The organism is Mucilaginibacter kameinonensis (assembly GCF_003675385.1).
Taxonomy (GTDB): Bacteria; Bacteroidota; Bacteroidia; order Sphingobacteriales; family Sphingobacteriaceae; genus Mucilaginibacter; species Mucilaginibacter kameinonensis.
On record NZ_RCWZ01000001.1, the window covers coordinates 1452485 to 1466055 of the forward strand.

At 40.4% G+C, this 13571-nt stretch carries 7 protein-coding genes and 1 pseudogene; 2 read left to right on the top strand and 6 right to left on the bottom strand.

Features of this window, described 5'->3' with window-relative positions:
• Nucleotides 1–65: 65 nt before the first annotated feature.
• Entirely contained in the window at nucleotides 66–1421 is a 1356-nt protein-coding gene (locus EAH55_RS06545) for a right-handed parallel beta-helix repeat-containing protein (RefSeq protein ID WP_162996763.1), read from the top strand.
• 72 nt (nucleotides 1422–1493) lie between these two features.
• Here the strand turns inward: EAH55_RS06545 and EAH55_RS06550 are convergent, their stop codons facing one another.
• The 6 genes and pseudogenes from EAH55_RS06550 to EAH55_RS06570 form a co-directional block, all read right to left on the bottom strand.
• The gene (locus tag EAH55_RS06550; RefSeq protein ID WP_121808907.1) at nucleotides 1494–2057 is read right to left on the bottom strand and encodes a dihydrofolate reductase family protein; all 564 of its coding nucleotides are present in this window, start codon (nucleotides 2055–2057) and stop codon (nucleotides 1494–1496) included.
• 81 nt (nucleotides 2058–2138) lie between these two features.
• Complete coding sequence (locus EAH55_RS06555) at nucleotides 2139–5336, bottom strand: hypothetical protein (RefSeq protein ID WP_162996764.1); 3198 nt, start codon at nucleotides 5334–5336, stop codon at nucleotides 2139–2141.
• A gap of 435 nt (nucleotides 5337–5771) precedes the next feature.
• Nucleotides 5772–6395: pseudogene (locus EAH55_RS31490) on the bottom strand (PKD domain-containing protein); the annotation flags it as partial.
• Nucleotides 6395–7465, bottom strand: a complete 1071-nt coding sequence (locus EAH55_RS06560; RefSeq protein WP_121808909.1) for an AAA family ATPase — start codon at nucleotides 7463–7465, stop codon at nucleotides 6395–6397. The pseudogene EAH55_RS31490 and the gene EAH55_RS06560, both read right to left, overlap by 1 nt.
• Nucleotides 7466–7471: 6 nt before the next feature.
• On the bottom strand, nucleotides 7472–8785 hold the full coding sequence (locus tag EAH55_RS06565; RefSeq protein WP_121808910.1) for a DUF4062 domain-containing protein: 1314 nt from the start codon (nucleotides 8783–8785) through the stop codon (nucleotides 7472–7474).
• A gap of 592 nt (nucleotides 8786–9377) precedes the next feature.
• The gene (locus tag EAH55_RS06570; RefSeq protein ID WP_114940233.1) at nucleotides 9378–10085 is read right to left on the bottom strand and encodes a FadR/GntR family transcriptional regulator; all 708 of its coding nucleotides are present in this window, start codon (nucleotides 10083–10085) and stop codon (nucleotides 9378–9380) included.
• 176 nt (nucleotides 10086–10261) lie between these two features.
• On the opposite strand from EAH55_RS06570, the gene EAH55_RS06575 reads away from it, so the two are divergent.
• Nucleotides 10262–13561, top strand: a complete 3300-nt coding sequence (locus EAH55_RS06575; protein WP_208644801.1) for a SusC/RagA family TonB-linked outer membrane protein — start codon at nucleotides 10262–10264, stop codon at nucleotides 13559–13561.
• The last annotated feature ends 10 nt before the right edge of the window (nucleotides 13562–13571 follow it).

Consider the following 13571-nt stretch of genomic DNA (forward strand, 5'->3'; position numbering starts at 1 on the left):
ATACCTTTTTAATTAAAACATATTTAGAAGCTCTTTTAATGAGAAATAGCAATTACTTAATTCGCATGGCAGCTACTTTGCTCGTTGTAGCATGTTTTGCCAGATGTTCCAAAAGCGTAAACAAAATTGAAAAGCCGGTAGCGGCTATTCCGGAGCAGGTTAACGCGCAACAAAGTTTAGCAACTGCAGCAGTTAGTACCTACACTTACACCGTTAAAACTACCGACTGGATGGTTGACGGCACAAAGATCCCCGCAGGTGCAACCATATATGTTCCGGCGGGCAAACGAGGCTCTTTACTGCTTAAAAATCTTAAAGGAACAGCCGTTGCCCCCATTATAATCATTAACAAAGGCGGCAGGGTATCTTTTACTACCGAAACTACGGCGTCATACGCGTTTAAAACGCAAAATTGTCAATACTTTAAGGTGATGGGCAATGGCGTATCAACAATTAAGTATGGCTTTGATGTAAACGGCGGCAACATCGGCATGACAATGGACGATCTGAGCACAGATTTTGAAATTGCAGCCGTTGAGGTACGCAACAGTGGTTTTGCAGGTATCATGGCTAAAACAGATCCTACATGCGATGTAGCAACTCAACGCGGCCGGTTTGTGATGAAGAATGTTTTTATTCACGATAACTATGTTCATAAAACCGGAGGCGAAGGGCTTTACATAGGAAACTCATTTTACGAAGATGGTGTTTCGACATCATGCGGTACTGTATTGCCTCACGATGTAGTGAACGCCAAGATCTATAGAAATCTGGTTGATTCAACCGGTTCAGAAGGTATCCAGGTTGGCAGTGCTACCTCTGGCTGCGAGATTTACAGCAACACAGTCAAAAACCCGGGACGGAGCCCTTTTTCTGCATACCAGGATAACGGGATTCAGATAGGTGAAGGCACGGGTGGTAAATGTTATAATAATCTGGTAAAAAACGCGCCGGGTAACGGTATTATCGTTTTGGGCTGGGGTGATAACGTAGTGTTTAACAACTATATTATAAACACAAAATCGTATGGTATTTTTGCAGATTCGAGGTATACTCCGGGAAAAAACTTCCAGTTTATCAATAATACCATCATTGGTTCGGTGTTAGGCGGGATTAAGTTGAACTCTGAAACTATCCCGATGAATACTGTTATTAATAACGTACTTATACAATCGGCATCGGTGCAGGCCATCATCAGAAAAAGCACAGGTGTGAAGCTTACAGCCTCAAATAATTATGTAAGCACAGATGTAAATACCTGTAAATTTGTGAATTACGGTGCAGATAACTTTCATCTGCAATCATCGTCGCCGCTTATTAATAAAGGCGCCAATGTTTTGTCGTACGGCATAAAATTTGATTATTATAACGCTGTGCGTCCGTCAGGTTCTGCGTTTGATATAGGTGCTACTGAGTATTAACATTGACCGTAATTGGTATAAAAAAGCGCTTTAGTAAAAACTAAAGCGCTTTTTATATTATAGGCCTTTGAATTATTTTTTTATTTCATAGCACAGCTCCACCATTCCGTTTTTGTAGGCTGTTACGTTGTTTAAATGCAGGGCTATTTCTTGACCTATCTGATCAAAAAATGGTGTTCCGCTTCCCAGAATAATCGGTAAAATGGATTGCCTTATTTCGTCGGCCAGGTTTAAATGGATGAAATCTTTGGTAAGCTCGGCGCCGCCCACAAGCCAGACATTTTTATAGTTTGGTTTCAGTTTTTCGTTTATGAGTTTCTCCAGATCGCCAGAAAAGAGCTCAACATTTTGCCTTTCAACAGGCAGATTTCTGTGGGTTAATACAATAGTAGGTATATCGCCATAAACCCAGCCGTATGATTTTGAAAGCTCCAGCGCAAGTTCATATGTTCGGGATCCCATGATATAACAATCTATCTTTTTAAGAAACTCCGTTGCTTCCTCCTGAGTAACGGTAACTCCTTTTTCATAGCTGTCGGATGTTTCAAACCATGAAATGCTGTTGTCTTTTCTGGCAATATAGCCATCAAGACTTGATACCATGTGGATGGTTATTTTAAATGGATCTGTAGCCATTTCTTTGTTGTTTGTAAAGATATTTTATATCAAAAAAATAACCGCTGTATTTATTGGCATAGTCCTTTTATTACGAGCGTGCTAATTTGTCTTTTTACCCCTGCTATCTTCGATATATACATCGAAATTGGCTCTGTTATTCTCAATAGACTGTAAATTAATAATGAGCTTAAGATTACAATCATTAAAAAGCTGCTGTTGTTTACCGACGGGTACAAATATATCTCCCTGAGTATTTGAACATCCATCGGTGCGTTGATAATGAAATGTAGCCGCGTTTTTGGATGGTTTTGAAGTTAGTGAAAGATCAATGCCGTATTTTTTTAATGGCGTGTTTACATAAATTTTTCCCCTAATATTCATAATAAATGTTTTATATCCCAAATAAGAATTGTGTATTGTGTCATATTTTGCTGTCAATTGCGAGGTGATGACTGCATTACAATCGGTTTGCAGGTGTTTTTCCTTATTCCCGTTCCCAATAGATGTCATTACCATTTTTCGAAGTACATCTTTGTCAGCATTTAAATGATTCTCTGGTATTCCCGAGGCCAATAATTCCCCTTTATTAACACCAACACCTTCCGGAGAGCAAATGATAATAAATTGTTTAGGGAAATTAACAGCCGAAACAAATGATAGACCTCCTCTGCTTTTATCAAGAACACAGGGTAATTCATCCTTATCGCGCACAATATCTGTGATGATATAGGAATATATGTTTTTATTCAGGAGGTTATATGCTTCCTGGTTAGTTTTAGGCGTGTCAACAATAATGTGGTTTCTTTCAAAGAAGTGGATATCATTTATATTATTTTCCCTTGGGTGGTCATCAACCCAGAGTATGCGGTAGCCATTAGGGAGAGGTGATAATGTGACTATATCATAGTCCCGTTGAAATGGCGATGGATTGCTGATTTTTCTTGATTGACCATTTTTTAAAGTAATCCCCTCTGCGTTAAGAATAGGTAATGAAAGTGAATTTGGATTAGGTTGAAGGGCAACAAAATGAATGATATCACAAGTTAAGTCGCCTGGTTTTACTACCCCGTTTTTACTCAAGAGATTCGTTTTACTATTAGAGATCAATTGTATTAGTTTATTGCGTTGGCTTGTTGCCAGGTTTGTATTGGAAGTAACAGCTGGATAGAAAATTTTATCCGGATCATTCGGATAATATAGTCGCATGGTATTAAAATGATCACAATAAGAGGTGTCTTTAGTCTGTAACTCTTCTTGTGTTTGGGCGAAATTTTGGCAAACGGATAAGTCAAACGACTCTCCCTGTTTGAAGTTTTTGATAAAGAAAAGTTTATAGCCTTGATTCTGGGTTTGAGTAATTATTTTATAAACACCTGCTTTTTTTGTTACATGTGCAATATTGTAGGTTCCAAATGAGGATTCATTGCCTATGGAGTAATAAATAACATTCCTGGCTGCATCAATATTGATCAGCCGCTTGCTGGTGCCTCCTTGCCATATTTCGCTAATAACACGAAGAGAAGCCAGAGAATCAGGGCGAGACGGAGATTGAGATTTTTTATGACAAGTGAATCTAATAATCCCGTTGGTAAACAGTGTATCTAATGTAATATTGTTTTCTACATATGAGGGATTGCCTGAGTCCATATTTAAGATGGCTTTACCTTGATTACCCGCAACTGCGTCATATGGAACAGTAGCACGGATTTCATGACTGACAGAATCATAGTTAATCAGGTATGTTTTTCCCTTTATCAGAAACGCCCCTGTTAAATCCGATACTATACCTTGCCGGGTGTCGCATTCTGTAGCAAACTTTTCAATTTTGTATTTGATATTAACCATTTGACCCGGTTTTATTGAAAATAAGCTGCCCAAACCTGCCGGAGGTGCAGCAAGTGAGCGCAGGTAGAAGTTGGCCGCAAAAAAAACTGCGCAAAGTAAGAAACATGCAGCAACTTTATAGTAAACTTTTGTCCGGCTGGTTTTTGAAATCGCATCAAAGTATTTGTTGAGGGCAAGTGGCGTGCCATTACTTTGCAATGGGGTTTGCCATTGTTCTTCCTCGTTGTTTTCGAGATAAATCCGTAGGGGCGAATCCAATAACCGGCCGTCTTTCCATAAGTTTTTGAATTGCAGACTGGCCTCATAATACTGGTGGTATATTTCAGGATTATGTACGTAGAGAATAAATTTGTTTGTAATCAACTGGTCTTCCAATTCGCTATCGTAAAAGAAACCTGTACCTGCGAGCCTCGCTGATTCAAGCATTTTAATGAGTTGCAGCCTTACTGCAATTTCGTTTTCAACAGTAAGGTGCTTTAATAACTCAAGCCTGATGGCAAACGGTATGCTACCCCGTCTTAGCCATGGTATCCGGCAAAGTTTTAATATATTAGCATAGCTGGTGCCATTATCATTTTTGTAATTTTTTTCCAATAGTTGACCACCGGCGAGCATCAGCTCCCATCTGAATTTTGGGTATATAGCAATGGCACAAAGCCATTGCGTTAAAAAAGGGTCATTCTCCAGGTAGTTAAAGGCTTCACTTACATTTTCCATATCATCGTCATAAGTGCTGGTGCTCTTAGGAATCGACGATTCGTCTTGCTGCTCTGGCGACAAATGAAGTTTTTGAACTAACTGTAATATATCCGTTTCATCGGCGCTGCAAATGAGGAAGTGTTTAGTTAATATTTTTTCGTGTATGCCCCATTGAGCACGGGGTACAGGTGTAATGACTACGCGGGTTTCCCATGAATTAAAAAATGAAAGATATTTCCTGCGGATTATTGGCAATAGGGTATAAAAAAGATTACTGGCATCACCCATGAGTATAGGCAGGCTATTGGGGTGATTGTTCAGTAATTGCATCATATTTACTTCTGCACCGGACATTATGTTTTTGAAGTGGAACCGGTAGTCGGTTTTATAAATAGTTAGCCGTACGTCTGTTTTTAACATCAGGCGAGCCAGGTATTCATACAGTTTGCCTACTGCGCCATCGGGAAAACTAACGTCAATCAGTAAAATATAATCAACAAACTTTTTCTTTTGCAAAAACACCAATTCGCTGAGCCCACTATTGCGGATAGTCTTTTTTAGTGTTAGTGGAATGCTTAACGCAGCTAACTCTTCCTCGGCGCGGCGCCTCAGCAAGTGCATCATTTTATAAAGATCTCTGCCTGGTTTTATGATGGCAAAATCATTCATTATAAAAGGTACCTCAAGGCTTCCCTTTTTATTGCCACCTTTTTCAGGCAATAATTTGGTTTTTTGCTTTATTTTCTGTTTCAAAAAAAATATCGGCAGGCAAGCGAGAGCAAGCAAAATGATTATCCAGGATACCCATGGTTTAAGTTGCATTTCTTTGTTCAGTTGCCTTGTTCCCGAAATCTTTACATTAAATTGAAGTTTTTTATTTAATACCTCGACCGTAGTATACGTAGAGGCGTCGCAGCCGTTATTGCCGGTTAATATTGTACAGCCTATGCGGTGATAGCCTTCCTTTTTGAAAATATAGTTCAATGCAGGAGTATTGGTATTCCTTTTAATGCTATCATCAATTTGCCATTTATAACTTTGGGGCGTACCGTTTATCTTTACAGAAAGCTGTACTGTATCACCGATATATGCGGGGCCTTTAACCTGTAATTTTGGAACAGGCAGCCATTGGCAAATATGTACATTCAATACAGTAGCGGAATCTGGAATCGCATAGTAGTTTGAATTTGCTGAAATCTTAATGGAATAATCGCCTTCCTTATTGTACCTGTAACTGGCTTTGATACCATGCTGTGGCTTTCCGTTGCCGAAATCCCAGGTGAAGTTTATTTTTTCCGCATTAATGTTCGTGTCTATTAGCTTGAGTGCATCTACATTTAATAAGCTATCCTTCTGCAGTGTATAGAACGGGCCAAATCTATTGGTTGTAAAAAGGTTTTTAATTGGTTTACGTGTAGGATGATAAAAGAAAAAAACTATTATAGCACACAGTAGTATAATAGAAATAAGACTAAGCCAAGGCCATTGGATAGACTTAAATGCAGGTCGATTGCCGGGTTCGGATGGGGGAGGTAAATCAGTTTCAATCTTATCAATATTGGCAAAGCTTATAGGATCAACCTTTTGTATTACTTCATGGAATTTTTTTTGCTCATATTGGTTAGTGGCCAGCAGGGGGGCAAGTTTATTAGCTATTTGCCCAAGATTTTGCGGTTTTAACTGTGTAGCCACCAGCAGCATTTGTACATAATGATCTGGCGTAATCTGGAAGCCTTCTTTTTTCAAAATTGAAAAAAGAATTTCCAGCTTAAACAGGAGTTCTGCATCGGTTGCTGTCTGGATCTCGCTCATTACATACGGGTTGCTTCAATGTCAGGTTGTGTTTTGGTTAATACGCCGTCAAAACGGGCTGACCGTGCTGAGGGATGCAGAGGGCCGCCTTCGCCGTTCAGCAGACTATCATTGTTTTCGTCTTTTAAATGATATAATAGGTTTATCCAGTCAAGAAACTCGGCAGTGCTTGGTTTTTTATTTACTACCTTATCTCGCAGCAATTCGAAATGGTTGATAGCTTCAGTAATAGAATTATCGAAGCCCTGACTGTCGGGAGGAATACTTAATTTCAGTTTGGCTATATCAAGCAGCCTTTTTCCCTCAGGAAATTCGATATGATAAAACACGCATCTTCTCAAGAAAGCGTTAGGTAATGTTTTCTCATCATTACTGGTTAATATTACCACTATCCGGCAATCGTTTTTTGCTCTTTTTATAGTTTTGTTCAGTTCCTTTATCTCAAACTGGTAATTATCCATTTCATTAAGTAAGTCGTTCGGAAACTCGCGTGGTGCTTTATCAATTTCATCTATCAGAACGATACTACTCATTGGCGCTTCTTCAAGTGGGGCGTCATGTTTTAGTTTATCATCTTTTCTCTCTGCGGTTTCTTTTATTTCCTCCTTTTTTGAACTGTAGTAGTTACGAATCCCACGCAAATCGTCGAAATTAGTACCATGGGTTTGTGCGATAGCTAACCCCATTGGACGTAACTCAATGTACTGGCGCAAAATCAGATCTTCTTCCTCCTTACTCAATTGTTTGGTTTGAGGTATTCGCTGAATTTTTCCAAAATGGCTAACAGCATCGTAGCTATAAAAGAGATCAGATGCCACGGAAGTGGATTTTGTATCAAAAATAAACGGCTTACTGCGGAAAGCCCCGTCCATGCCTATCGTTTGCTGAGCCAATTGTTCTGCAAGCCAGTGGGCTAATTGCGTTTTACCAGTTCCCGGCTCGCCTGTAATTAACAAGGGCTTATCGAGGGCAATTGCAATTTCAACAGCTTCTGTTAATTCGCCCCCGGGCAAATAACGTGTGCGATCCTTTGTTAAAGCAAATCTGTTAAGGTTAATTTTATTTTCCATATTTTGCTATTGGTTCGGTTTTAGGACGTGTTCTTTTATGTTTTTATAAACCAAGGTCATATCATGGTATCCATCTTTTAAATCTTTAAGTTCCTCGTCAAACGCGGAGTAGGCTTTGGCTTCACTTATACCGAGTTCTTTCATCATCCAGAGAACAATTTCTTGCTGCGATACGCGGCCAAGCCTTTTTGTATCGTTCGCATTGGGCGATAGCTTATCAATGAGGTTCAAGATAGTTGGCGAACTTTTTTTTTCCTGGCTCGGTAAACTGGGTCTTTGAAAAAAACTTAGAAGGCTTTTTTCGCGTATTACTTTTTCCTCTTGTATGTTAATGAAAAGGTAGAATTCTGTTTTGCCTGACTTAGGCAAATGATTCGTACATTGATCAATAAAGTATTTCAAAAAATTAACCTTTTGGTCTTCTATGAGTACTTTCTCAGATACGTTAAGACATAGCGGTAATATTTGTTGACCTTTTTCAAGATCAAATGCAATCAGCATATCCTTTTGCTGGCCGGCTTTGAAAAAGCGCCGGTTAACCAATTTCAGGAATTCATTTAAAAGAGCGGTTACATTATCATCATTATTATCAGCCAGTATTCCCAGTTCAACAGTTGGTGGTTGTCGTTTTATACTTAAGTCGCGAAAGCAAAAACGTGTAATGAGATCCAGGCCGAAGTCATTTGAATCGCCTCGGACGACGAATGTATTGAATAAGCCACTTCTTAACCTTTTTTGATTAAATATGGTAACCTGATCTTTTCTGTCGCAGTAAACGTGAATATAGTTATCTATAGATAACGAACGGTTTGATTTTGTAATGATATGTACCGTCCGTTGTACCTGGTTAACCAGACCTTCTTTATTGGAAAAAGGCTCCTTCTCTTTGATAAGCGATAGCGCCTCTACCCGTTTTTTAAAGGATTTTAACTTTTCTTGTTTTTCTTTATCAGGCCGTTTGTTGGAGGTTAGGTCAATAAACTGCTGCAAGTGCTCACCTTCTCCCCAAAAAGCAACAATTTTTTTTCCCCCTTTTACAGCTGTATTGAACTCATGTTCTGTATAAGAAATTCTTTGGGGGTTTACCCCTTTATTATCATAAATATCACCGTAACGTTCACCCAATAAAATAAAGTAATATTTGCAGCGCATAACTTCACTTTCAACTTCTTCCCACACAGTTGTAGGTTTATTTACAGCAGTCTCTGCATGCAATAATCTGATCTCCTCATTATAGGCATCTGTTAATATAGCTTCAACCACAGCCGCCCTGTAAGGTTCCATATCTCTGAATGTAGATGAAAGATAAATAGTTGTCATGCTGTTATCCTGGCTGTAGAATTCTCAATATTTAATTGTAGCTGTATTATAAAACTTCCAGTTCGTGAAAAAGGCAGAACGGTATACAATTATTATGGTATTCATGAATGTGGATGATAAGTTAGATTTTGCTATCTAAAATAAATAATTGAAATAAGAAAAGCAATCCGTTTTTTCACGGTAAATTACCTGATGTTTAGTTAGTTGCGATATGTTTAGGTTAATAAAAATAACCAATATGAAAGGTGTGGCATATGTAAAGAAATATATATCAGAAGATATAAAAAGACTACTTTTTGAATTTCATATTTATTGGGAAAAATTGAAATGGATATGCGCTTATTTTTTACACCGATAAGGCCTCAAGATATACCGATGCGGACGCGAATAAACTTGGCGCTGTGCTTATCAGTGATAATCCAAAAGAGGTTGAAGCCAAAGTTTTGGATTTGATATTGCCGCAATCGCTAAAAAAATAGGAGAGATAGAAAGGATAAGAATGTAAGTTTGTTCGCCTTACGTAACAATAAATACAATGCCTGTAATTAGCTGCCTTTTATTGAAATTAAATCAAAAGACAAGAGAGTTATTCCTATTCAAAAAGCCTGGCAAAATGATTTTCCAAATGATTGCGCATACCGTTACGGAGCATCTCGGCCGATCCTTTTTCAATCAAGTCGATAAGTCCGGCATGAGATACGAACTTTTTATGCTTTACGGGCTTTTTCAGTAAGCCGCTCTGGTGTACATAATCAAATACCGGCAACAGCATTTTTTGAAATTTGCGGAGAGTTTCGTTACCGGTGATATCGTATAGCTTTCCATGGAAACGGATCTCCTGTTCAACATCAAAAATAACAGCCTGGGAAGAAGAGGTCTCTACCGAAACAATTGCGCGCAGCTCGGCAATGTCTTCCGGCTTTACCCGCTCAATAATGAAATCGGCCATCCCGATTTCCAACGCCAGCCGCATCTCAAAGATCTCTTTTAGGGTAGACTTGTCAAGGATCTCCGGGTTCATGCTTTTTTCAAGGATAGAAACCAAATCCGGGCTGGTAAGTACCGCGCCGCGTTTTTTCTTTGAATCTATCAGGCCCATCAGCCTCAACCTCAACAAAGCTTCCCTGATCACCGTTCGGCTTACACCGAGTGCGTCGGCCAATTCCAGCTCTTTTGGAATAGGGTCGCCAACCTTAAACTTTTTTTCAATAAACAGTTCAACCAGGTTCTTTTCTACCCGGTCTACCAGCGAACTGGTATCAATGTTTTTTATGCTTTGAATAAGGCCGTTGCTCTTCATTTTTTCTTTCCCTGCAAACATACAAATCAACCGTAAATAATACCCTAATTCATTTAGTGTATTTGAAACACTCAGTAAATCAGCCGAAAAATATTTTATCGGATTGATTTGCAAAATTAAAATTAAAACTTCATAATTGTATTATGTCATACATAATACAAAATAATCAATAAAATATGAATCAAAGTTTTACCCTAAAAAAAGGCCTGATGACCGTACTAAGCTTATTGCTTTTTATGGTTGTTCAGGCGCAAACAAAAAAGATCAGCGGCAAGGTAACCGCAGATGACGATCATAGCTCGCTGCCGGGTGTGAGCGTAACCATTAAAGGCACAACCCAAGGTGGCCCAACATCGGCCGATGGTACTTACAGCATCCAGGCATCACCAAACGATGTATTGGTTTTCCGTTTTATGGGATACGGAACACAGGAAATTACAGTCGGTCAGCAAACTACCATCAACGTGGCGCTTAAACCGGATAATAAAGCTCTTAACGAAGTTGTGGTAGTAGGTTACGGTACGCAATCACGTAAAAGCGTAACCAGCGCTATAGCTACTTTAGATAACAAAGTATTGGCAACAGCGCCGCGAGCAAACATTGGCAGCGCGCTGCAGGGAACCGTTTCCGGCTTACAGGTAGTTAATAGTAGTGGTGCTCCTGGTGCAACTCCGCTGATTGTATTGAGGGGAGGCGCATCTATTAATAGTCCGGGTGCCCCATTAGTGGTGGTAGATGGGGTTATCCGGGCTTATAATGATATCCCGGCTGATGATATTGCATCTATTGACCTGCTGAAGGATGCTGCTTCGACCGCTATTTACGGTGCGCGTGCCAATAACGGGGTGATACTGATCACCACCAAACAAGGTAAAAACGGAACCGCCCAGGTGACCTATAAATTCACCGAAGGTTTTAACCGTCAACGCCAGGGTTATAATTACATGAATGCCGGCGATTACATATACTATAATCGTTTAGGCAACGTAAACTCTGGCCGTACACTGGCGCAGATCAATGGCACACGTGGATACGGTTTACTGACGGATGCCGCAAATCTGGCATCTTTTGATATCCGTGCTGAAACAGCCGCAAACCAAAACCTGTTATCGCAAGGCTGGCAAGATTTGGATGATCCTGCCAATCCCGGCAGTAAGATTATCTATAAAGATCATAGTAAGGAAGTTGAAAACGTATTATTCAGGAACACCCGTACGCAGGATCACTACCTGAGCGCCATTGGCGGTAACGACAAAGGCAAATTTTTTGCCAGTTTGGATTATTACAACGAGGATGGTGTCATAGTTGGCTCTAATTATAACCGCTATTCCGGCGATTTTAATGGTTCATATAAGGTTAAGCCCAATGTTGAGGTATCAACCGGAGTTACACTTTCAACCTCATCGCAATTAGGTGCACCTGCCGGTGATGTGAACTCGCTGTACCGCACATTGGCTTTATGGCCAACTTTTAACCCATGGTTGGACGCGGCTAAAACACAGCCTAATCCTGGTAACAGCATCAGTGATGGTAACCCACTATACTGGTTGGGTAAGCTTAAACGCAGTAACGAGGTTGACAGAATCGTAGCTAATGCCGCCGTTAAATGGGACATCATGCCGGGCTTGTTTTTCAAGGTTTCGGGTAGTGGCTATCTCAATCAGCAAATTAACCAGTCGTTTCAGCAGGCTACGCAAACTTATGCTACTTTGTTTGCCAACCCGCCATCATACAGCAGCACCAGCAGGGAATCTATCGCGGGTTATTCACGCAACTTTCAACAAACCTATAATGCTATCCTGAATTACACCAAATCATTCGGCAAGCATGACCTGAGCGCCATGATAGGTGCCGAATATTATGATCAGAAAGCGCTTGGTATCCAGGTAGATGGTACTAACGCGCCTACAGATAATATATCAACAGCTAATGCCTCCACTTTATTTGCCGTTGGTGGTAATTACAGTAACCAGGCCGAAAACCGGATCATTTCAACCTTTACCCGCGTTAACTATGCTTATGACAGCAAGTACCTGTTAACCTTTGTATTGAGGGAAGATGGTGTTTCGCAATTAGCTCCGGGCAACAGGATCGGTTATTTCCCCGGTGTATCTGCAGGCTGGAATGTTGGTCGTGAGGCATTTTTTGAAAAATGGGGACTTAATAAAGTATTCTCAACCTTTAAACCTCGCGCAAGCTATGGCTCAAACGGTAATATCGCAGGTTTAGGCAACTACGATGTGCAGGGTGTTTATGCCGCCCAAACACTATACAATGGGCAGGGCAGCTTCCTGAACACCGGTTTAACTAATGCAAACCTAAGGTGGGAAAAAAGCCGCACTACAGATGTTGGTGCCGATATCGGTTTCTTTAAGGACAGGGTAAGTTTCCTGTTTGATTACTACAACCGCATCACCAGCGATCTGCTCACCAGTTTGCCGTTGCCAAGCTATACCGGTTTCTCAAGTATTCAAACCAACCTGGGCACGCTGCAAAATAAAGGCTACGAGTTTACTGTAAAAGCCAACGTGATCAACAATCCGAATGGTTTGCGGATTGATGTAGGCGCGACGGCTTCGTACGTAAAAAACAAAGTTTTAAAGCTGCCATATAACGGTAACGAAAACAACAGGCAGGGTGGCTTACAGGTATATGATCCTAAATCGGGCAAGGTTATTTGGGTAGGCGGTATCCAGGAAGGGCAGCCACTTGGTCAGATTTATGGCTACAAACAGGTATCTATATTTAAAGATGCCGCGGATGTCGCAGCCAAAGCAGGCAACCGTATAGATAACGTTGCAGGTATTACCGGCCCTAACCTGGCAGCAGGCAAAGGTGGACATATTACGCCAGGCGACGTGAATTGGCAGGATGTGGACAAGAACGATACCATCGATTCGCGCGACCAGGTATACCTTGGTAATATCTACCCTAAATGGACTGGTGGCTTCAACGTGAATGTATCATACAAAGCGTTCTCTTTATACTCAAGGTTTGAATATACTTTAGGTAATACCATTTATAATGATCTTGTAGCACGTACTTTGGGTAACTACCAGGGTACTTTTAACTACATCGATCTGCAAAAACAGGCATGGTCGCCAACCAACACCAATACCAACATACCAAAGGTTTACTATGCCGATCAGGTGGTTGGTTCCAAGCAAAACTATACCAGGGGCAATAATGCAAGCGCGGTACTAAACGGCAATAATTCCAATTTTTATGAGAGCGGAAATTATCTGGCCTGCCGCGAAATAACCTTGTCGTACGATTTTGCTTCGTCAATGCTTAATAAAACCAAGTTCCTGTCTAAAGTGCGTTTGTTTGCCAGTGGCAGCAACCTTTTCTATATCAAAAAATTCAGCGGACCGACGCCTGAGGCACCGGTATCAAACGGAGCGCTGACCGGAGTTTACCAGGGTACATATCCAACCCCTAAATCATTTGTAGTAGGTGTTCAGGCATCATTCTAACCTTTAAATA